Raw genomic sequence first — 19,920 nt, 5'->3', positions numbered from 1 at the left:
ATGTCATCGATCCTTAAAAAAGCCCGAATAGATTCTGGTAAAACATTACAAGAAGTATCTTCCGATTTAAAAATTAGAAAACAATATTTAGTGGCTCTTGAAGAGGAGAATTTTGACTCATTACCGGGTGAAGTGTATATAAAAGGTTATTTAAAGTTATATGTAAATTATTTGAATTTACAGAATGAAATTGATTTAGAACCAATTAACGATATAAATTATCAACAGGAAGACTCATTAATGGATAGACGAAACCGTACAATGATTAATTATAAACATAAGAAACAATTAATAATTATTTCTATCGTAATGTTATTAGGGGTGATTATAATTTACTCGGTAGCGTAATAATATACTCTTTTTTTCAGGAATTGCTTTTTTATTTTGATTTTAGGGTTTCTGTGCTCACTTAACGCAAGCTGACGGCTAACGTGCAGTCACCTCTCAAAATAAAATTAGGGTTCCCGAAACCATACGAGTATATATGTTTATTAACAACTTACCTTCTTTACTAAAATAACATTAAAACCCAAGGAAATGACTATAAAGAATGAAGAATTGCAGCAATTAATGCACGAAGTTGATCATGGAATTGATAAATTATTGTTATTAATAACAAATCAACAGCATGAAATTAATAGGCTACAATATGAAAATAAACAATTAAGGGATAATTATTCAAAAACCCTTGTACAAATTGCTAGTTATGTAGATGAACTTGAAGAAATAAAGCGTACCCTTCTGCTTTGAAAAACTGCTTTTTGTTACCTTGCATGAATTTGCGCTCTCATATATTATTATATAAATTTTATGCACTCAGTGTTTGTTAGCAAATTTAACTCTTCCATCATTTGAGCACTCTTTAGATACACGAAAATAATTATGTCAATTGTCACAATAACTTTAAATAACAAGAATTTTCAACTCTGTTGTAATGATGGAGGAGAACAGGAATTATTTAATTTAGCTGCTAAATTAAACGACAAAATAACTGAAATTAAATTAGTAAACCCTACTGCTTCTTTCGAGCTATTGTTGGTTATGGCATCCCTTGGCATTCAATCGGAAATACAGAATTTAATAGAAAAATTTGACAGAACCGATATTAAAAGAACCAACAATGATGAAGAGAAATTTGCCGAGACATTAACTACTATAGCAAAATATCTAGAAAATCTTGCACAAAAAATGGGAAAGTGATATCTTGGATTATACTTTGCGTATATAATAAAGAACATTAAGGTATATGTGGCTTGAATTTGCCTTGTCATTGCGAGAAGGGAGATAGTCCCGACGTGGCAATCTTATTATTAGAGTGCTTCGCTTCGCTCGCAATGACAGATTTGGTATTAACGCGGGAATGACATCCTGACACTTTATCAAACTATACAATAATGTAGCAAAGAGTATTAAGGTATAGACGTTAAATTTAAAAGCGAGCTTGCACAGCGTATTCTTATACGTGAGCACAAGCGAGTCTTGCAAAATTTGATGTATAGACCTTAATAATCGAAGCTAGGGCTGCTTGACTCGTGAGCTTACTATTTACCTGGGACTACAATTATTACTTCAGGCTCTTGTCCCTGTCTGTTACTATTCTTGTAGTTCAGATATATGAGAACCGCCTTTACATAAAGGTCTTTGAAGGATTTTAAGCAACGGTCAAAGCGGTCTTTTATCTATATTTTTTAAGAGAATCTAGGGTAGTCTCTAAAATCATACTTGCAGCAATTATATCGTCATTATTATTCCGTTCTTTGCGTTTTACACCAAATGATTTAAGGAGATTATTGGCTGCTTTCGTAGTTAATCTTTCATCTTGTAAATATATCGGAAGGTCGGTATTTTTAGTAAAATCTTCAGCAAATTTTAATACTATTTCTGCTTGTGCGCCTATTTCACCGTTCATGTTAATCGGCAACCCTATTACAATACCACAAACTTTATATTTTTCGATTAAGTTTAGTATAATAGTAATTTTAGCCTGTTTGGTTATTTCATCAGCGGTGCATAAAGGCATAGCAATAGTGCGCTCCTGGTTAGAGATAGCGATACCGATTTTTTTAGTGCCGTGATCTAGGGCAATTAGCGGAGAATTAACTGATAACAGCTGATAAAATTCTTGAAGATTTTTTATTATCATGATAAATAAGATTACTCCACTATTAGTATATATACTGCTCGTATTTCAAGAATTAGATTTTATTTGGCAGGGGTAAGCACGCGCAGCTTATATTTAATAAGTGAGCATGCGAATCCTAAGATCAAAATGAAAAAATAATTCTTGAAAGATGAGTAGTATAATGTTTAAAACAATACAAAAACACTTAGATATTAACTTAATTAAGTTATCGCTGATTCTAGCTTTTATCTACTGTTTACTTTTTAATTCCGCCGTACTAATCTATAAATTTGATTATTACAAAGCTAGTTTTTTTAAAGCTATCTTAGAACTTACAAAAGATTTTTGTTATATTTATATATTTTCTTTTATAATATTTTTCGGCTTTACCGTACATCGGTTAATTTTAACTATCGGTACCGTCTTTTTATTTATAACATCTGCTATAGCTAGTTACTACCTTTACTTTTTTAAGATAAAACCTACTAAAGAAATGATAGGTAGTTTTTTCTCGACCGATCTGAACGAAATCTATGAATTAGTAAGCATTAGATTAATCATATGGTTGATTTTTAGCTTGTTTGCCTGTCTTTATACTCTTAAAAACTTTTCATCGACTAATACTAAATCATTTGTTACTAAATTACTATCGGCGATTTGCTTACTTATTTTTGTTAACAGCATTATTTCACCGCCGTTTAAGATATTAAATAACTACTTTCCTATTCAATATTTGCATAACACTTATTTAAATTTTGCCCAAAATTTTAGTAATAGCCGATTAGCTAAAATAGAGATTAGTCGGGAATATGAGTTTGTCGATAATTCTGCTCCCCTTATTACCGGTGTTTTGGTGATAGGAGAATCTGCAAGGTTTGATCATTTCGGAATTAACGGTTACGAGCGCGATACTACGCCTTATTTAAATTCTACTTCCAATATTTTCTCTTTTAAAGCTAAATCTGCTTCAAACCTTACTTATATATCAGTGCCATCCCTACTTTCGCGTCATCCTGCAAGTAACCTTGAAAATAGCAAAAGAGAAACCAGCTTTTTGTCAGTGTTAACTAAATTAGGTTTTAATACAAACTGGATCGGTACACAAACATTAATGCGGAATTTTGCAAATTTTGATTTAGGGAATATTTACAACGAAGTTAATTTTACGATTATACCCGGCGGCTCGGCATTATTTGCCTTAAATGATCACGACACCAAAATGTTGCCTTTTATAGAAGAGATATTAAAGCGTTCGGAAAAGCAGTTCCTGGTTATTCATACCTCCGGGAGTCATTGGAATTATGACGCACGATACCCGAAAGAATTTGAGCGTTTTACCCCTGTTTGTAATGCTAAAGCTAAAACTGACTCTAGCAGCTGTAATAAATCGGCATTAATTAATAGCTATGATAATTCAATTTTATACACTGATTTTTTTTTACATAACGTGATAAAGTTATTAGAGGATAAAAATTCGTTTTTTATATATGTATCTGACCACGGGGAATCTTTAGGAGAGGGCGGATATTACGGTCACGGCGGACCATTATTAGACGAGCAAATAACTGTGCCTTTTATAGTATGGGTTTCCGATAAGTTTAAATCTGCACATCCAGAGTTAGTGGTCTCTATAGAAAGCCGATTAAATAGTGAAATTAGCCATGATTATGTTTTTCACTCACTTCTTGATTGTCTCAGTATTAAATCCGAAATAATTGATAAGGATTTAAGTTTATGTGGATAATCAAATCAGTCACCTATCAGGCAATTTAAACTTCTCTCTTTATTTTTACGCTTTATAAATAGTTCAACTCATATATAATAGTGGGGTATAAAATTAAATAGGTTGTTAAATCGTCGATGAATAAATCTAAATTCATTTTTTTATCTGCTATTTCAGGTAATATACTGGAATATTATGATTTTACAGTATATTCAGTTTTTTCATTGGTTATCGGACATGTATTTTTCCCTCAGGAATCAGAATTTGTTAAAATTCTCTTAAGCCTTGGAGTGTTTGCCGTCGGTTTTTTAACAAGACCAATCGGAGGAATACTCTTCGGTTATATCGGCGACAGATATGGCAGGCGTATTGCCTTGATAATCTCAATGCTCGGTATGACTATTCCGACTTTTATTATGGGTTTAATTCCCTCATATAATAGCATCGGTGCCTACGCACCCATAACCTTAATTGTTATGCGCTTAATTCAGGGCTTATGTATTAGCGGCGAAGGTACAGGCGCAGCTATCTTTATCCTGGAGCACCGGCAAAATTTACGCCCTGGATTTACCGCCGGTTTAGTTCATGGTTCTAATATCGCCGGTACCTTAATTGCCACATTTATCGGCATTATTATCGAGCGATATTTTTCTTATATTGACTTTGCTTGGCGATTTGCTTTTTTACTTGGTGGTTTTATGGGCCTTGCAGGTTTTTACTTACGTTTGCGTGTGGCAGAAACGCCAATTTTTATAATGCTGGAGAAAAAGAAAAAGATTCTGAAAGCGCCTTTTTCCAATGTAGTTAGAACTGCCTGGCGATCAATGTTTATAACTATTTGCGTTGCTGCTATCGCTAGTAGTATTATGTATTTGGTAAAAACCTATATAAATGTCTTTTACCATAACGTCATGCACTATGATAACACCACTGCCCTATCGTACCTAGCTTACGCTTCCTTTATTGCGATGATAGCGATGCCGCTTGCCGGTGGTACTGCCGATATTATCGGTAAATTTAAAATGCTAATTTTTGCCTCTGTTGCTATTTTAATATTAATTTTGCCGACTATGCTATTTATGTCATCAGAAAAAGTTTGGCAGCAAATTGCTGCCCTTACCGTTCTTGGGATGTTAGCCGGGACAATAGCCGGTACAGCTTATATATTTGTTATATCTTTATTTACTCCTGAACAAAAATTTTCCGGCGTAGCTTTTAGTTATAATTTAGGAGTGGCGATATTTGGCGGAACTTCTCCTATTATTTCACGCTGGATGGTCGAAAAAACAGAATTATATTACGCCCCAGCTTTTTATATTATGCTTATTGCAAGTGTATTTTTAGTAACTATGTATTTGATGAGGGATATCGTCAGGAAAAACCTTAGATGATGCTGCTAATTCAAACAACAAATATATGACTTTACAAAATAGAAAATTAACGGGCAACTGGTTTACGGATTTACGCAATCAATTATGCGCCGCATTTGAAAAAATTGAAGAGGAGTATGCCAAAGAAAACGATTTAGAGCCTGCCAAATTTATAAAATCATCATGGCAAAGAGATGGCGGCGGTGGCGGGGTTATGTCCATAATGAAGGGAGAAGTGTTTGAGAAAGCAGGAGTTAATATTTCTACCGTTTTCGGTGAACTCTCACCAGAATTTAGTAAACAAATCCCTGGAACAGAAGAAAGTAATAAATTTTTTGCAACAGGCATATCTTTGGTTGCTCATCCTAAATCCCCGTTAATACCAGCCGTACATTTTAATACCCGTTATATAGAAACGTCTAGGCATTGGTTTGGTGGCGGTGGAGACTTAACACCTTTTTATCCTGAAAAACCTGAAACGGCAAAATTTCATCAGGCTTTTAAGAAGGCTTGCGATAAGCATGATAAAGGTTATTATCCCAAGTTTAAAAAGCAATGCGATGAATATTTTTATTTAAAGCATAGAAAGGAAGCAAGAGGCATCGGCGGAATATTTTACGATTATTTAAATACCGGTAATTTTGATAATGATTTTGCTTTTACTACAGATGTCGGCAAAGCCTTATTATCGGTATATCCCGAAATTGTTAGGAACAAAATGTTTCTACCTTGGTCACAAGAGCAAAAGGAATATCAACTTATAAGACGCGGTAGATATGTAGAATTTAATTTATTATACGATCGGGGTACTAAATTTGGTTTAATGACCGACGGAAATGTTGAAGCAATATTAATGTCTTTGCCGCCGGAAGTACGCTGGCCTTAATTATTAAATGCTTCTATGAAATGAAAAGTTGAGCGAGTATAATTTGACTTGACTATTTTTTAATTTAGTTTTATTCTACCCTTTTTAGAATAATATCCTGATTTAAGGTTTGTAATAATGGCCAAAAAAAATAAAAATATTTTAGTAAAGCTGGTGAGTACGGCAGGTACAGGAGTTTTTTGGGTAAAAAAACGTAACCCAAAAACTCAAACCGAGAAGCTTTCTTTTCGTAAATATGATAAAGTAGTAAGAAAACACGTTATTTTCAAAGAAGAAAAAATAAAATAAATAGTATTTATTAGAGTATATATGGCAGTAAAAATTCGTTTAGCTAGAGGTGGAGCAAAAAAACGTCCTTATTATAGAGTAGTCGTAGCTAACGTGACAGCACCGCGCGACGGTGACTTTTTAGAAAAAGTTGGCACTTATAACCCGATGCTTGCTAAAGACGATACTAATCGTGTAGTTTTAAAGTTAGATCGTATAGAATATTGGTTAGGTACAGGCGCACAACCTACTGAACGTGTTGCAGGTTTTATTGAAAAAGCCGGTGTTGCTCTCCCTGCTTCAATTAAGAAAAAAATGGAAATTAAAGTAAAAGCTCAGACACCAAAACCTAGTAAAAAAGAAGCTAAGAAAGCGTAATTGCGCAGATAGAAATCGTTACAAAAATACCGTCATTGCGAGCGACTGAAAGGAGCGCGGCAATTTAAAAAATAATAGCTGGATTGCTTCGCTCGCAATGACGGTGAGAGTCTTTTAGATTGCCACGTCGGGACTACGTCCTTCCTCGCAATGACGATTGAGAGTATTCACGCAACAACGCCTTTGCAGTAATACGGATTGTCTTGCTCCATACAACAAAGCTTGTAGAGATAAGCTATGACGATTCTGGTAATCTAGAACAAGTTACCGCATAATGAAAGAGCTTTTACTTCAATTCCTTGTAATCATAGGTTTTAATTCCCCTCTTTCTTCTAATTATTATAGTCTATGCCGGATTAGCTCAGTGGTAGAGCAACCGCCTTGTAAGCGGTAGGTCATCAGTTCGAATCCGATATCCGGCACCATCTCATAAAAAATCACAACCTTTATTTTTTTCGGATAAATGTAGAATATTTTAAAAATCCTACTATTAAGTTCCACACTTTTTTACTTCTAGGCAGATACCAATGAGATATTTTAACGATAATATGATCTTTCATAACCTCTAATTTAGTACTATCAACAGTTACTTTCCCATCATTAGGCTTTCCTTTAAATAAAAAGTAATAAAAATCTAAAGGTAAACTCCCAGCAATAACGCCACATTCATAATAAAGTTTCCCATAAAGATTATCTGAATTATCTGAATTTTTTGGGCCGGTTACTAACTGTTTTCCCGCAGGTCCAAAAAATTTTTTATATAAAATATTATCTTTAAAAAAATCAGCAACTTCACTACCATTATTTGGAGTGCCAATCATAATTACTTTCCCTAGATTTAAAATTTTATATTGATTTAAATAAGCTCTTATAATTAAACCTCCCATTGAAAAACCTACGAATGAAATAATATTATAATTATTGAGTTCAGAACTAATTTTAATGTGTATTAACTCTATTAATTCTTGTATTTTGTATTTTGTTGAAGGATAATTAATGTTAAGCGTTGAGAAGCCGTGGCTATTTATAAATTTTTCTAGACCTTTTAAGCTCGAGTTGCTTTTACTAATACCATGAAGTAAAATTACTAGATGAGGTTGATTAGGAGAGCTCATTACAAGATTTTTAGTTTTTAAAATTAATTATTTAATATAATATGGCCAATATTAAATTTGCTGTTGTTCGAGAAGATCCTTTAATCGAGCAAACTCTTATAGAACGGATTACCCCTCAAAATGTTTTAATGATAGCCTCAGGTGGTTGTACTGCTTTAAGCTTAAAATCAAAGTTTCCTAAGATAAACTTTACATTATTCGATATCAATTCATCTCAGATTCAGCTAGTTAAAAACAAAATTAAAGCTTTAGAATGCTATGGTAACCATTCTTTTAAAGAACAGTTTAACATAAATTTTAATAATCCAAAAGGATTAAACAATTGCGGTGAATTTGAGTCTTTATTTAATTGCTTCCGACAATTCTTAACAGAATTTATATTACCTAAGAAAAATATTTTGGATATCTTTCTAGAAGATGAGGATCCCAATATATTACTTAACAATAAATATTGGTCAGTAGCATTTGATTTATTTTTTTCTAATTCGTTATTATTGGCAATGTTTGGACCAGCTGCAATACAACATGCAGAGCCTAATTCTTATCCAAGATACTTTCAAAAAGCCTTTGAAAACGGTTTTTACAGAAAGGATTATAAAAAAAATTATTTTTTACACCACATGTTCCTAGGTTATTACTTAGATAATATAAATGCCCAACCATATTATCTTCATAAAAAAAACCAAAATATACAATTTGAATATATAAATGATAAATTGTTAAATGTTGAAAATATCAATAAATTTCAATTAGTTAGTCTATCTAATATATTTGATTGGATGTCTGAGGAAGAAGTTTTAACTCATCTGAAATATCTTGAGAATAACTTACTTTCAGGTACGTATATAATATTTAGACAATTAAATAATACTAAAAATTATTTAAGTAAAGTGCATGGTTTTAAAAATCATAATCAACTTGAAAATGCTTTGCTTATTAACGATAAAAGTCTATTTTATAATAAAATTAATATTTGGGAAAAAGTATAAAATATTATGCAAACTCTAATAAATCAAATTTTACAAGATCTCGATTATAAAAATAATCCTTATTTTACAACTCTTCATGATGGGACTTTTTCTAAAGAAGACTTTATTGAAACTCAAATCCAATTTTATTTTGCAGTAGTTTTTTTTAACAGACCCATGTCTGCGTTAGCCGCAAAAATTCCGGTTCCAGAATTACGACTAGAAATTCTTAGAAATATATGGGAAGAGCATGGAGAGGGTAATTTAAGTAAAGCACATGGAAAAAGCTTTCTAGATTTCTTAGCAGTGATTGGTAATATAACAAATGAAGAAATAATCAAGAAAACCTTATGGCCCGAAGTTAGGGCTTTTAATACTTGCCTTTCTGGTACTTGTGTTTTAGATGATTTTATGGTTGGTACTGCAATGATGGGTATAATAGAGCGAATGTTTTGTACTATTTCAACTATTCTTGCAACAGGTATTATTGAGCGTGGTTGGGTAGAGGAAAATGCTCTGCTTCATTATAATGTACATTCTGAGTTAGACATTAAACATTCAGAGGATTTTTTTCATATATTAGCAAAACCTTGGGAGAAAAATGATGAAAATAAATATTTTTTCGAACAAGGTTTACGATTAGGTAGTAGTATATTTAATAACCTTTATAAAGAATTATATACTCAAAGAGCAAGACGCTTAACTCGTAAGTGGTATGGTAGGCATTCAAGGGCTGAAGGCGTATCATGATAGAAATCGTGGAAGTTACTGATAATTTAAGGGAAGAATATAATAGTCAATTACTTAGATTCGAGAAGTATTTTACCTACCCTTTTGGCGATGATAGTTTTACAATAAATCATGGCAGCAATTACTTTAGGTTTTTTGATTTGCTTGGAACACCTTATATACTAGCACTTAAAGATAAAGAACGTATTATTGGAATTACTGTACTCGTTTTACGTAATATTGATATTTTAAATAATGGTCAATTAGAACCAATTTGGTATATTTGTGATTTAAAAATTCATCCCGGTTATCGTGGCGAAGGAATAATTCAGCAGGTTTCTAATTTTGCTATTAGTAATTATTCTAAGCTCTCTTCAAAAATCTACGGAATATCGATGAATTCTACCACCCATAAAGTTAATAGATTAGTATATTTGGCAAAACGCCTTACAAATATTAATTTAACCTACCAAGAGACCTTAATTTTTTATCTGCTAAATAAAAATCAATTGAATCATGCAGGTAATTTACTCATGTGTCACTTTTCTAAGTATGGATATTTTTCACTTAATGAGATTAAGGATTTGGTAATGATGAGAACAGAAAAACCACTTCCTCTTATACATGTGGTACCTAAAGACAAATCTAATATTATAGAAGAAGCGGAGGAATATAATTATATGTTCTGTCTTCCCTCATCAAATATACTAATAAACGAATTAACACAAGCAGGTATTACTGCTGCATCTACAGCTAGTATAATTTCTAACCTTACAGAAGCTAACTGGAATTTTATTTTAAGTAGTGAAATTTAGACAATTAATTTTGATACGACTAGCTCATATATTAAAATAGCTTTTTTCATTATCTTATAGTTTAGTTAATCGACATAAAATAGGATGATCAAGTTTATTTTTAATATAGCGAAATTATGATATTCACATCAAGAATTAATAAGTTTACTGCAGCCACCATACCCAGGAAGGCGTTGTTGTGTGTATACCCTCAATCGTCATTGCGAGGAAAGACGTAGTCTTGACGTGGCAATCTAATGCAATAATAAATTTTACCAATTAATCCGTTCCAAACAAATTCGTTCCGTAATGTTTTTTAATTTTTCTACTCTTTCAATCAGATAAAGTAATTGCTCTTTGCTAATTCTATAATTTTTATCGTATCTCGCTTTTACATAAGCATCTCGAAGTAATTTAAAACATTCTTTTTGTTCAGGAGTTGCTTTAGGAAACACTTCCCATAATTCACTATTATAATTTGCTGCTCTGCCGCCTAATTTTTTTATATCGTGTAGTTTTGGTTTGTAACGAGAGAAAACCAACAAAATGCTACTGTAAAAACTTTCAGTGGCTTGATGAAGATAAAAAGCACTTTTGTTAAGTTCACCTCTTTCAAGCGGATATTTGCAATCAATTAAAAATCCACATCCGCTTTTAAACCACTCTTCATAATCTTCTTCAGCTATTTCTTTCACTTCACTCCAAGGCAAATCTTTAGCTTCACTAAGTGTAAATTCACTGTTATCATATAAAAGAATGCCTTCCTTCTTAATATCAGTATAGAAATAACGTCCTTTCTCTAATTGCCTATTTACCTCGTCTATCGACTCAATAATTATAGATATCTCTGAATCATACGGAATAATCTGCTGAGGATTTATTACTCCCATCTTTTCTAATCTTTTATAGATATTATCTTCTAACCTTAAAGCGGTATGTCCTTTATACTTACCTTTTTTGAGAATTATTAAAATATCAGTATCGCTATGATAGCCATTAGGTAGGTCACGTACCCAATCACCTCTTGCGAAAGAGCCATATAATATAATCATAGCAATTTTATCTTGAGCAATATCTAAAATCTGGCTCACTATATAATTAAGCCTAACTTGGATTTTAAGAGAGCGATCAGGTAAAATAGTTTTCATAATAGATTATTATGTATTTATTAAAGCTAGCCTAGAAAATATTACAAAAATTGTGCAACTGCAAGGATATTAGAGCATTGTTGCATGACCCGAAAAAACAGCAGTATGTTATTCCTGCCGCAGCTAGAAATGACATACTACTCTTCCAGGGCTTAATGCTTATGGTCGTGGTGATGGGTGTAAAAACCCAGAGAAGAAAGCACATTTGAAAAATCTGAATTGGGAGTTAATTCATTTGGCACGCCGCTACAACATATATGGCCATTTAAGCATATTACTTGATCGGAATTTTTCATTACAGTAAATAAATCGTGGGAAATCATAAAAACCGTAATATCAAGATTCTTTTTAATATGGTTGATTATCTGATAAAATTCTTGCTGACTTGCAACATCAAGCGACTGAATTGGTTCGTCTAAAATAATTAAGTTAGGCTCACTGAGTATAGCGGCAGCTAAAACCAATTTTTGAAATTGTCCGCCTGAAAGCTCGGAAATATCAGAATCTTTTAGTTTATCTAAATTAATAAAAGTAACAAGTTCTTTTAGTTTATTATTTTTATTATTCGGTGCTAATAAATCCAGAAAATTTTTGACTGTAATCGGTAAATCAATAGCGGGGTTAAATTTTTGCGGCACATAACCGATTTTTAACTTAGAATTAATTATTATCTCGCCGCTAGTAGGTTTATCTAAACCAAGCATTAGCCTAACTATACTAGTCTTACCTGCGCCATTTGGTCCTATTAAAGTGGTAATATTATTTTTTTTGATGGTAAAACTAATATTATGGATCGGTAATTTATTACCGAATTTTTTAGATACGTTACGAAATTCTATTAAATGATTTTCCAAGGTAAGTATGCTATTTTATATTATTAATGTGTTTGTGTGGGGCGTTGTCGCGTGAATATCCCAAACGTCTTCGGTGTCATTCCCTCGAAAGAGGGAATCCAGATTTTTTTGTCATGCTGAACTTGTTTCAGAATCTTTTGCAAAAGATTCTGAAATAAATGAAGTAATGACTATTTTTTTTCTGGATTCCCGCATACGCGGGAATGACATCAACCAATTCATGCAACAACGCTACCGAAGCACACTCCTCATTTATCGATAGAATATATGCCGATTAATTCGGTTTTTCCTAAAATATATTCTTCTATTGCCGATAATAAATCCTGCTTGCTAGCATTTTCTTTAAGCTCAAGAAAATCTTTTAAAGCGTATAATTTGAAAAAATAGCGATGAGCTTTGCCTGGAGGAGGGCAGGAACCACCATATTTTTTCTCGCCCCAGCTATTATTAAGTATTTTGATAGCAGCCTCTATTTTGCCTTCCGAAAATTTGGTAATGGCTGCAGGAATATTATAAATTATCCAATGGTCCCATATTCCATGAGGAGGAGCTAGCTCTACCGGAGCATCAGGGTCATCCATAATTAAAGCAAAAGACTTGGTGCCTATAGGAGCATTTTTCCACTCTAAAGCTGGAGAAATATTTTCGCCTTTGCAAGTATATTTATCGGGAATGCGCTTTTTATGATTAAATGCCGTACTTGTCAATTCAAAAGTCATATTTTATTTACTCCTTTTGATTATAATTCCGCTTGTCATTGAGAGTAGACGTTGCCCGCGTGGATCAATAAAAACGTTCTTTATGTCATTCCCGTGAAAACGGGAATCCAGAAATTCTTTAAATAAAAAAATACTAGAATTTATTATACAAATATTTATGTGTTTTAAGCTTTTTTCTGGATTCCCGTTTTCACGGGAATGACATAGGAACACGCTTAACCTATCGACTCAACGATACTCCTCGCAGTGATGGTGTTTTTGCATTTAATTCACTACTTGCCATGTTCCATCAGGTTCACGGCATGCAGTGCCATGAGCGTTTTGCTGCTTTCCGTCTATGACAATTTTTTGATTATATTCACGGCAATACTTACCGGTATTATTTCTATAAGTTTTACTTGGTGTTACACTACCATAGTGACCATTGTCAGGATTACGCCACTCTACGGTGTTGCCAGTAGGCGCTGCTTCTAAAGCTCTTTGAGAACTAAGCGCTGCAAGTTTTCTATCTTGTTCATCCATCCCGGCACCTATTTGATTGCCTAAGAATGCCCCGAGTAAAGCGCCGCCGGCGGCAGCTGCTACGTTACCTCCGCCTTTACCGAATCTTGAGCCTACGAGTCCACCGGCAAGGCCCCCGATTAATGTGCCGCTACCTTGCTTATTCATACCACCCGGTCCGGAACATGCTTGAAGCATTGAGCACGCCAGAATCATAACAATAAATTTAGATATTAATTTCATATAAGTTGCCTATATATTTGTAAAAATTAAGTTAAAAAATTACCTTATAAAAATATTTTTGTAAAGCTCTAATATTTATCTAATGATTGAATTTTATATTTTCTCTGTTAGACTGCATACACTCAGATTAGTTAACTGATATCACAACGAATATCTAAATGTCATTGCGAGCGAAGCGAAGCAATCTAGCTCTTTTTTCTTAGATTGCTACGTCGTTGCTATCGCAACTCCTCGCAATGACAAGAATTTGATTCACGCAACAACACTCAAATCAACTGGACAATATTTTATGGTCAACGTAAAGCATAATAACTTAATAAAATCGGCGTCTTACTTGTCATTTACGATAGCGGCTATTATATTAATTATCAAAATTTACGGCTGGTTTATAACAAATTCTCAATCAATGCTAGCTTCTTTGATTGATTCAATGCTTGATATCTCATCTTCTTTTGTTAATTTAATTGCTATTAGATTTGCTTTGCAACCACCTGATTATCATCATCGCTTCGGTCATGAAAAAGTGCAGGATTTAACAATTTTTTCTCAATCGATGTTCTTTTTTGCTTCGGCTCTTTTTACTTGTTTCTCATCCTTTAAATCTTTAACGGACGGTAGTTACCCTGAAAATATTGCATACGGCACTAACATAATGTATTTGTGTATATTTCTTACGGTTATATTAGTAGCTTATCAAACTTATGTAATAAAGAAAACTCATTCGGAAATTATTAAAGTCGATAAATTACATTATTTCACTGATTTGCTGACAAATGTTTTAGTGATAATCTCAATAAATTTGAGTACCAGTTTTTGGTTTGTTGATCCATTATGTGGCATTGCTATAGCATTATATATATTTTATACTTCTTATATTTTATTTAAAAAAGCTTTTAAAAACTTAATTGATCAGGAATTACCGGAAGGAGATCGGCGGAAAATTATTGAGATAATTAACAGACATGAAAAAGTAAAAGGAATGCATGATATGAAAACCAGATATGCGGCCCATAAACCTTTTATTCAGTGTCATGTAGAGATGGAGGGTAATATGTCATTACATAACGCTCATGAAATTAGTGATGAGATTCTTGCTGAAATATTAAAAGAATTTCCTGATGCTGAAATAATAATTCACCAGGACCCTTACGGCTTAGAAGAACAGGTTAATTATCGTGACGAAATTAAATAATTTTTTTATGCTGCAAGCATTAGAGCAAGCGAGCTGTGCTTTTGAAAAAAATGAAATTCCTGTCGGTGCGGTTATTGTTAATAGGCTGAATCAAAAAATTATTGCTATAGCTCATAATATTACTGAAGAGCAGAATAATGCGCTTTTTCATGCTGAAATTATTGCTATTAATAAAGCGTGCCGAATTTTAAGCAGTAAAAATTTAGTAGATCATGATATTTATGTTACCTTAGAGCCGTGTGCAATGTGTGCTAGTGCAATAGCTCATGCACGATTAAGCCGCTTATTTTATGGCGCTACAGATTCTAAACATGGGGCTGTTGAGAGTAATTTACGCTTTTTTAACAATAAAGCCTGTTTTTATCGCCCGGAAATATACGGAAATATACTTGCATTGGAGTCAAAAATATTAATGACAAGTTTTTTTAAGAAGATTAGAAGATAGGCGTAAATCGTCATTGTACATTTCTTTATGTCATTCCCGCGAAGGCGGGAATCCAGTAAATACCTAGCCATCCTGAATTTATTTCAGGGTCTACTAAAAAAGATGCTGAAACAAGTTCAGCATGACAAAAAATCTGGATTCCCGTTTTCACGGGAATGACATAAAGAGCGTTTTTACCATTTCATACAACAAGACCACTAAAAACCTAGATATATTATGCTAAAATTATTAAATCCTTATTATTTCAGTAAAATATCGAGCATTTTGCTTCCGCTATTAGCAATCGCTACGTTTTTATCAATGAGTGTCGGGCTATATTTAAGCTTAATAGTGTCGCCTCCGGATTATCAGCAAGGTGAAATAGTTAGAATTATGTATGTACACGTACCGGCTTCATGGATGGCACTTGGAATTTATACATTCATAGCTATCTGTAGTTTTACTAGTTTAGTATGGAAGACTAAAATGTCTTATTTATTAGCCGTTTCTAGTAGCTATGCCGGAGCTGGTTTTACTTTAATCAGTTTAGTAACCGGCTCTTTATGGGGGAAACCAATTTGGGGGACATGGTGGGTTTGGGACGCAAGGCTTACCTCTATGCTGATATTATTTTTATTATATCTAAGTTATATTATTATAGTTAATAGTGCAGATGATATAAGACGTGCCGAAAAGCCGGCTGCCGTTATTGCTCTTATTGGAGCTGTAAATATTCCGATTGTAAAATTCTCGGTAAATATCTGGTATAGCCTGCACCAACCTGCAAGTGTTTTAAGGTTCAAGGCCCCAGCTATTCATAGCTCTATGCTGCAACCTCTAATCATTATGTTTGTAAGCTTTATATTATATTTTTTGTTTTTATTGATATTACAAACCTCTACATTACTAATTAAACTTAAAAATCAGCAGTAAAATGACTTACGTTGTAACCGATGAATGCATAAAATGTAAATATACTACCTGTGTAGAAGTATGTCCCGTGGATTGCTTTTATGAAGGAGAGTTTATGCTAGTCATCAATCCTAGCGAATGTATAGATTGCGGGGTATGTGAACCTGAGTGCCCTATTGATGCGATAAAACCCGAATCAGAGGAATTAATAGAGTGGATGGAAAGAGCGACGTTATTTTCCAGCACCTGGCCAAATATTACTAAAAGCAAACCACCCTTATCCGAAGCAGATAAATATAAAAATGTAAAAGATAAATTCGATAAATATATGAACAGGGATTCGTACTAAATTAACAGGAATTTCAATAATTGTGTTTTTATTGTCACAAGTATTTTTATAATCATTATATATATAAGCTTATTTCTTAATTGATCTAGAAATAAAAAATACTATATGTTATATCTGCATGAGATTAAGATTTAAAGACAGAATTTTACTTAATAATTATTTAAATTCAGAGTTTATTTAAGTGAAATAATAATTAATATAATTAGAGGTACTAAAACTATGAAAAAATTACTTTTAATCGCCGCAGCAAGTGCAACAATTTTATCATCTACCCTGTCATCTGCCGACATGATGAACGATAATCAATGGTATTTAAAGGTCAATGCTGGTGCAACAATTTTCGATAAGGCAAAAGATGGTTTTACAGGCTTAAAAATAAAGTCTAATACTGTTTTTGTCGGTGAAATCGGGGCAGGTTATTATGTTATGGATAATGTAAGAACTGATGTAACGTTAGGTACGCTAGCTAGTGCTCAATTGAAAAAATCAGGTGTTATATCTGCAGGAGCATATGCGGGTTCTACTGGTTCAGTTAAACATAAACCTACTATTATTTCTTTATTACTTAACGGTTATGTAGATTTCGTTGATGTAGGAATGTTTAAAGCATTTGGTGGAGCTGGGGTTGGCCTTGCTTCAGTAAAAGATAAAATGACCTGGACTATAAATAATGCAGCTATTTCTACTACTAGTAAACAAACATATAATTTTGCATGGCAAGTGTCTTTAGGGGCTTCAGCTGAAGTTGCTGAAGGAGTGAAAGCTGAATTAACTTATAGTTATAGAGATTATGGTAAATCAAAATCTAAAAATTTCCAGGTTTCCAACCAAAATTTCCAAACAGGCAGCACACGCTTTAAAGGTAATAACGTAATGGCTGGTGTAAGATTCGATATATAATAACAATAAAAAACTAATAATCATTTAAGGAGAAAATAAATTATGAAAAAATTACTTTTAATCGCTGCAGCAAGTGCAACAATTTTATCATCTACTTTGTCATTTGCAGATTGTGCAATGGATACAACTCAATCTAAAAATGAAAACCAATGGTATATTAAAGCTGGTGCCGGTGCATCAATTTTTAATAAAGCAAAAATTGATGGACTAAAACTAAAGTCTAACACTGCTTTTATCGGTGAAATCGGCGCTGGTTATTATATTATGGATAATTTCAGAGCAGATGTAACATTAGGTATGGTATCTAATGCGCAATTTAAACTAAAAACTCCTGATGAAGAAGTAAGAGAAATAAGAAATCCAAATAATGGTGATGTTTATAATATCAGTACTAAGCTAAATTCATTGAAAGTGAAGCCTAGTATTACCAGCTTATTATTTAATGGTTCTGTAGACGTAGTTGATGTAGATATGTTCAAAATATTTGCTACGGGCGGCGTTGGAGCAGCTTTAGTAAAAGAAAAGATCACTAGCAGTACTATAACTAAGGTCACTGGCAATGGTATAAATGAGGAAGAAACAATTAACGAATCTTTTTCTACTAAAAAGAATAACTATAATTTTGCTTGGCAAGCAGGTATTGGTGCTTCAGCAGAAGTCGCTCCTGGTGTGAAAGCTGAGCTAGTTTATTCTTGGAGAGATTACGGTAAAGCTAAAGCAAAAAAAGATGGAGCAAAAAGCAATATACGTTATAAAGGTAATAACGTAATGGCTGGTGTGAGATTCGATATATAATATTACATATTATTCTTTAATCAAATCTATTAAGGAGGGAGTCTTAAACAAGGCTCCCTTTTTTTGTTTTTATTAGTTATGTTGTTTCTGTAAAAAGGCAACGTTCTCGATGTCATTCCTGCGCGGCATTGTTGGGTCGATACCCAGAACGGATGTCATTCCCTGCCCTCTTATGTCATTCCCGCGCAGGCGGGAATCCAGGAAATTAAACTAAAGGTGTAACAATGACTTACAATTATATAGAAAAAAGCCTTACAAGCTAAGGCTTTTTAGTCTGGATTCCCGTTTTCACGGGAATGACATAGAGAGCAGGGAGTGATATAAAAGGCAACGGGAATAACATACTGACGTTTTATTGATTTGATAAAATTAGTATAATTGCTTATAATAGGGCAAAATAACGAATTAAAAATTTATATGAACTTTATCGATGAAGCTAAGATATATATAAAGGGCGGTAACGGCGGTAACGGCTGCGTTAGTTTCCATAGAGAAAAATTTATTGATCGAGGCGGACCGGATGGCGGAGACGGAGGGCGCGGCGGAAGTGTTATTTTCAGAAGTAATTACCATCTTAATACTTTAGTAAATTTTAGATATAAGCAACATTTTTTAGCGACGGGAGGTGAAAACGGTAAAGGTTCAAATAAAAGCGGTAAGTCAGGAAAATCCTTAATCCTTGATGTGCCAATAGGTACGCAAATATTTTCTGAGAATGGTGATATATTATTATATGATTTTACGAAAGATGAGCAAAGTTTTGAAATAATTAAAGGCGGTAACGGCGGGCTTGGTAATAGCCATTTCAAAACTTCAGTAAATCAAGCTCCAAGACGTCGAACGGAAGGCGAAATAGCCGAAGAAATGTGGGTAAGTTTAAGCCTCAAATTACTTTCTGACGTTGGGCTTGTCGGTTTGCCTAATGCCGGCAAATCTACTTTCCTATCAGTGGCTAGTGCAGCAAAACCTAAAATCGCTGATTATCCGTTTACTACTTTGGTGCCTAATTTGGGCGTAGTATATGTTGACGAAGAGGAATTTGTACTGGCTGATATTCCGGGGCTGATTGAGGGAGCGCATGAAGGGCATGGACTTGGTGATAAATTTTTAAAACATATTGAGCGCTGTAATGTATTAATCCATTTAATAGACGGTACTAGTGCAAATGTTCCCGCAGATTATAAAACTATTAGGACGGAATTAGAGTCATATTCCGAGTTACTAAAAGATAAATTTGAAATTATCTGTCTTAATAAATGCGATATTTTAACTGAAGAGGAAATATCCGAGAAGGTGAATAGCTTACAAAAAATTACCGATAAAGAAATTTTCCCTATTTCCACTTATACTAAAACAGGTATAAATAAAATAGTTAAATTAGCCCTTAGAGCTATAAAAGATCAAAGATTGTAATTAGCCTCTGTGTGAAAATTTAGAGAAAATACGTTTGTGGATGTCATTCCCGCACTTTTTATGACATTCGCAAGCTTCTTATGCCCTTCCCGCAAAGGCGTTGTTGCGTGGATCGCAA

General features: G+C 33.3%; 24 protein-coding genes and 1 tRNA gene. 19 read left to right on the top strand and 6 right to left on the bottom strand.

Annotated features, from left to right (window positions below; all coding sequences use genetic code 11):
* The 3 genes from OTR29_RS00380 to OTR29_RS00370 all read left to right on the top strand — a co-directional run bounded on the left by OTR29_RS00380 (position 1) and on the right by OTR29_RS00370 (position 1,200).
* Complete coding sequence (locus OTR29_RS00380; protein WP_422228693.1) at positions 1–348, top strand: helix-turn-helix domain-containing protein; 348 nt, start codon at positions 1–3, stop codon at positions 346–348.
* 189 nt (positions 349–537) lie between these two features.
* A complete protein-coding gene (locus OTR29_RS00375) occupies positions 538–750 on the top strand; it encodes a hypothetical protein (protein WP_422228692.1) in 213 nt (70 codons plus the stop codon).
* A 132-nt stretch (positions 751–882) separates the two neighbouring features.
* Positions 883–1,200, top strand: coding sequence for a cell division protein ZapA (locus tag OTR29_RS00370; protein ID WP_422228691.1), 318 nt, complete (start codon positions 883–885; stop codon positions 1,198–1,200).
* Between the two features lie 475 nt (positions 1,201–1,675).
* Here OTR29_RS00370 and ruvX read toward each other — a convergent pair whose 3' ends face one another.
* Entirely contained in the window at positions 1,676–2,143 is a 468-nt protein-coding gene (ruvX, locus tag OTR29_RS00365) for a Holliday junction resolvase RuvX (protein ID WP_422228690.1), read from the bottom strand.
* A gap of 160 nt (positions 2,144–2,303) precedes the next feature.
* Here ruvX and OTR29_RS00360 point away from each other — a divergent pair, with 160 nt between their 5' ends.
* The 6 genes from OTR29_RS00360 to OTR29_RS00335 all read left to right on the top strand — a co-directional run bounded on the left by OTR29_RS00360 (position 2,304) and on the right by OTR29_RS00335 (position 7,171).
* Positions 2,304–3,866: a phosphoethanolamine transferase gene (locus tag OTR29_RS00360; RefSeq protein ID WP_422228689.1), complete on the top strand. Its 1,563-nt coding sequence runs from the start codon at positions 2,304–2,306 to the stop codon at positions 3,864–3,866.
* A gap of 116 nt (positions 3,867–3,982) precedes the next feature.
* Positions 3,983–5,236, top strand: coding sequence for an MFS transporter (locus tag OTR29_RS00355; RefSeq protein WP_422228688.1), 1,254 nt, complete (start codon positions 3,983–3,985; stop codon positions 5,234–5,236).
* A gap of 25 nt (positions 5,237–5,261) precedes the next feature.
* Entirely contained in the window at positions 5,262–6,101 is an 840-nt protein-coding gene (hemF, locus tag OTR29_RS00350) for an oxygen-dependent coproporphyrinogen oxidase (RefSeq protein WP_422228687.1), read from the top strand.
* Positions 6,102–6,218: 117 nt separating this feature from the next.
* Entirely contained in the window at positions 6,219–6,389 is a 171-nt protein-coding gene (rpmG, locus tag OTR29_RS00345) for a 50S ribosomal protein L33 (protein ID WP_422228686.1), read from the top strand.
* Between the two features lie 21 nt (positions 6,390–6,410).
* Positions 6,411–6,746 carry a 30S ribosomal protein S16 gene (gene rpsP / locus OTR29_RS00340; RefSeq protein WP_422228685.1) on the top strand — a complete coding sequence of 112 codons (336 nt, stop codon included), beginning with the start codon at positions 6,411–6,413 and terminating at the stop codon, positions 6,744–6,746.
* 350 nt (positions 6,747–7,096) lie between these two features.
* Positions 7,097–7,171: transfer RNA gene (locus OTR29_RS00335), tRNA-Thr, on the top strand.
* A gap of 21 nt (positions 7,172–7,192) precedes the next feature.
* Here OTR29_RS00335 and OTR29_RS00330 read toward each other — a convergent pair.
* On the bottom strand, positions 7,193–7,861 hold the full coding sequence (locus OTR29_RS00330; protein ID WP_422228684.1) for an esterase/lipase family protein: 669 nt from the start codon (positions 7,859–7,861) through the stop codon (positions 7,193–7,195).
* 41 nt (positions 7,862–7,902) lie between these two features.
* Here OTR29_RS00330 and OTR29_RS00325 point away from each other — a divergent pair, with 41 nt between their 5' ends.
* From OTR29_RS00325 to OTR29_RS00315, 3 genes are read left to right on the top strand one after another with little or no spacing between them, the layout of a single operon-like run.
* A complete protein-coding gene (locus OTR29_RS00325; protein ID WP_422228683.1) occupies positions 7,903–8,850 on the top strand; it encodes a DUF3419 family protein in 948 nt (315 codons plus the stop codon).
* A gap of 6 nt (positions 8,851–8,856) precedes the next feature.
* Positions 8,857–9,579 carry an iron-containing redox enzyme family protein gene (locus tag OTR29_RS00320; RefSeq protein WP_422228682.1) on the top strand — a complete coding sequence of 241 codons (723 nt, stop codon included), beginning with the start codon at positions 8,857–8,859 and terminating at the stop codon, positions 9,577–9,579.
* Positions 9,576–10,373, top strand: coding sequence for a hypothetical protein (locus OTR29_RS00315; RefSeq protein WP_422228681.1), 798 nt, complete (start codon positions 9,576–9,578; stop codon positions 10,371–10,373). The genes OTR29_RS00320 and OTR29_RS00315 overlap by 4 nt, the downstream gene beginning before the upstream one ends.
* A gap of 251 nt (positions 10,374–10,624) precedes the next feature.
* Here the strand turns inward: OTR29_RS00315 and OTR29_RS00310 are convergent, their stop codons facing one another.
* The 4 genes from OTR29_RS00310 to OTR29_RS00295 form a co-directional block, all read right to left on the bottom strand.
* Positions 10,625–11,500, bottom strand: coding sequence for a HEPN domain-containing protein (locus tag OTR29_RS00310; protein WP_422228680.1), 876 nt, complete (start codon positions 11,498–11,500; stop codon positions 10,625–10,627).
* Between the two features lie 152 nt (positions 11,501–11,652).
* Positions 11,653–12,354, bottom strand: a complete 702-nt coding sequence (locus tag OTR29_RS00305; protein WP_422228679.1) for an ATP-binding cassette domain-containing protein — start codon at positions 12,352–12,354, stop codon at positions 11,653–11,655.
* A 248-nt stretch (positions 12,355–12,602) separates the two neighbouring features.
* Positions 12,603–13,073, bottom strand: coding sequence for a YbhB/YbcL family Raf kinase inhibitor-like protein (locus tag OTR29_RS00300; protein WP_422228678.1), 471 nt, complete (start codon positions 13,071–13,073; stop codon positions 12,603–12,605).
* Positions 13,074–13,337: 264 nt separating this feature from the next.
* Entirely contained in the window at positions 13,338–13,817 is a 480-nt protein-coding gene (locus OTR29_RS00295) for an RT0821/Lpp0805 family surface protein (protein WP_422228677.1), read from the bottom strand.
* A 289-nt stretch (positions 13,818–14,106) separates the two neighbouring features.
* On the opposite strand from OTR29_RS00295, the gene OTR29_RS00290 reads away from it, so the two are divergent.
* The 7 genes from OTR29_RS00290 (at position 14,107) to obgE (ending at position 19,802) form a co-directional block, all read left to right on the top strand.
* Positions 14,107–15,009 carry a cation diffusion facilitator family transporter gene (locus OTR29_RS00290; RefSeq protein ID WP_422228676.1) on the top strand — a complete coding sequence of 301 codons (903 nt, stop codon included), beginning with the start codon at positions 14,107–14,109 and terminating at the stop codon, positions 15,007–15,009.
* 7 nt (positions 15,010–15,016) lie between these two features.
* The gene (locus tag OTR29_RS00285) at positions 15,017–15,454 is read left to right on the top strand and encodes a nucleoside deaminase (protein ID WP_422228675.1); all 438 of its coding nucleotides are present in this window, start codon (positions 15,017–15,019) and stop codon (positions 15,452–15,454) included.
* 216 nt (positions 15,455–15,670) lie between these two features.
* Positions 15,671–16,366, top strand: a complete 696-nt coding sequence (locus OTR29_RS00280; protein ID WP_422228674.1) for a heme ABC transporter permease — start codon at positions 15,671–15,673, stop codon at positions 16,364–16,366.
* Between the two features lies 1 nt (position 16,367).
* Positions 16,368–16,694: a ferredoxin FdxA gene (fdxA, locus tag OTR29_RS00275; RefSeq protein WP_422228673.1), complete on the top strand. Its 327-nt coding sequence runs from the start codon at positions 16,368–16,370 to the stop codon at positions 16,692–16,694.
* Positions 16,695–16,913: 219 nt separating this feature from the next.
* A complete protein-coding gene (adr, locus tag OTR29_RS00270; protein WP_422228672.1) occupies positions 16,914–17,594 on the top strand; it encodes an adhesin Adr in 681 nt (226 codons plus the stop codon).
* A gap of 42 nt (positions 17,595–17,636) precedes the next feature.
* Entirely contained in the window at positions 17,637–18,389 is a 753-nt protein-coding gene (adr, locus tag OTR29_RS00265) for an adhesin Adr (protein WP_422228671.1), read from the top strand.
* A gap of 417 nt (positions 18,390–18,806) precedes the next feature.
* On the top strand, positions 18,807–19,802 hold the full coding sequence (gene obgE, locus OTR29_RS00260) for a GTPase ObgE (RefSeq protein WP_422228670.1): 996 nt from the start codon (positions 18,807–18,809) through the stop codon (positions 19,800–19,802).
* Positions 19,803–19,920 lie beyond the last annotated feature (118 nt).

Source organism: Rickettsia endosymbiont of Halotydeus destructor (genome assembly GCF_049278075.1).
Taxonomy (GTDB): domain Bacteria; phylum Pseudomonadota; class Alphaproteobacteria; order Rickettsiales; family Rickettsiaceae; genus Rickettsia.
This window is presented reverse-complemented; position numbering and strand designations above follow the sequence as displayed.

Excerpts from the sequence above, each read along its gene's own strand:
- hemF (WP_422228687.1), top strand. The coding sequence starts at position 5,262 with ATGACTTTACAAAATAGAAAATTAACGGGCAACTGGTTTACGGATTTA.
- OTR29_RS00370 (WP_422228691.1), top strand. The coding sequence starts at position 883 with ATGTCAATTGTCACAATAACTTTAAATAACAAGAATTTTCAACTCTGT.
- OTR29_RS00360 (WP_422228689.1), top strand. The coding sequence starts at position 2,304 with ATGTTTAAAACAATACAAAAACACTTAGATATTAACTTAATTAAGTTA.
- OTR29_RS00300 (WP_422228678.1), bottom strand. The coding sequence starts at position 13,073 with ATGACTTTTGAATTGACAAGTACGGCATTTAATCATAAAAAGCGCATT.
- OTR29_RS00295 (WP_422228677.1), bottom strand. The coding sequence starts at position 13,817 with ATGAAATTAATATCTAAATTTATTGTTATGATTCTGGCGTGCTCAATG.
- OTR29_RS00315 (WP_422228681.1), top strand. The coding sequence starts at position 9,576 with ATGATAGAAATCGTGGAAGTTACTGATAATTTAAGGGAAGAATATAAT.
- fdxA (WP_422228673.1), top strand. The coding sequence starts at position 16,368 with ATGACTTACGTTGTAACCGATGAATGCATAAAATGTAAATATACTACC.
- ruvX (WP_422228690.1), bottom strand. The coding sequence starts at position 2,143 with ATGATAATAAAAAATCTTCAAGAATTTTATCAGCTGTTATCAGTTAAT.
- OTR29_RS00285 (WP_422228675.1), top strand. The coding sequence starts at position 15,017 with ATGCTGCAAGCATTAGAGCAAGCGAGCTGTGCTTTTGAAAAAAATGAA.
- rpmG (WP_422228686.1), top strand. The coding sequence starts at position 6,219 with ATGGCCAAAAAAAATAAAAATATTTTAGTAAAGCTGGTGAGTACGGCA.
- OTR29_RS00375 (WP_422228692.1), top strand. The coding sequence starts at position 538 with ATGACTATAAAGAATGAAGAATTGCAGCAATTAATGCACGAAGTTGAT.
- OTR29_RS00290 (WP_422228676.1), top strand. The coding sequence starts at position 14,107 with ATGGTCAACGTAAAGCATAATAACTTAATAAAATCGGCGTCTTACTTG.
- OTR29_RS00330 (WP_422228684.1), bottom strand. The coding sequence starts at position 7,861 with ATGAGCTCTCCTAATCAACCTCATCTAGTAATTTTACTTCATGGTATT.
- OTR29_RS00325 (WP_422228683.1), top strand. The coding sequence starts at position 7,903 with ATGGCCAATATTAAATTTGCTGTTGTTCGAGAAGATCCTTTAATCGAG.
- OTR29_RS00280 (WP_422228674.1), top strand. The coding sequence starts at position 15,671 with ATGCTAAAATTATTAAATCCTTATTATTTCAGTAAAATATCGAGCATT.
- adr (WP_422228671.1), top strand. The coding sequence starts at position 17,637 with ATGAAAAAATTACTTTTAATCGCTGCAGCAAGTGCAACAATTTTATCA.
- OTR29_RS00320 (WP_422228682.1), top strand. The coding sequence starts at position 8,857 with ATGCAAACTCTAATAAATCAAATTTTACAAGATCTCGATTATAAAAAT.
- OTR29_RS00310 (WP_422228680.1), bottom strand. The coding sequence starts at position 11,500 with ATGAAAACTATTTTACCTGATCGCTCTCTTAAAATCCAAGTTAGGCTT.
- OTR29_RS00355 (WP_422228688.1), top strand. The coding sequence starts at position 3,983 with ATGAATAAATCTAAATTCATTTTTTTATCTGCTATTTCAGGTAATATA.
- adr (WP_422228672.1), top strand. The coding sequence starts at position 16,914 with ATGAAAAAATTACTTTTAATCGCCGCAGCAAGTGCAACAATTTTATCA.
- rpsP (WP_422228685.1), top strand. The coding sequence starts at position 6,411 with ATGGCAGTAAAAATTCGTTTAGCTAGAGGTGGAGCAAAAAAACGTCCT.
- OTR29_RS00380 (WP_422228693.1), top strand. The coding sequence starts at position 1 with ATGTCATCGATCCTTAAAAAAGCCCGAATAGATTCTGGTAAAACATTA.
- obgE (WP_422228670.1), top strand. The coding sequence starts at position 18,807 with ATGAACTTTATCGATGAAGCTAAGATATATATAAAGGGCGGTAACGGC.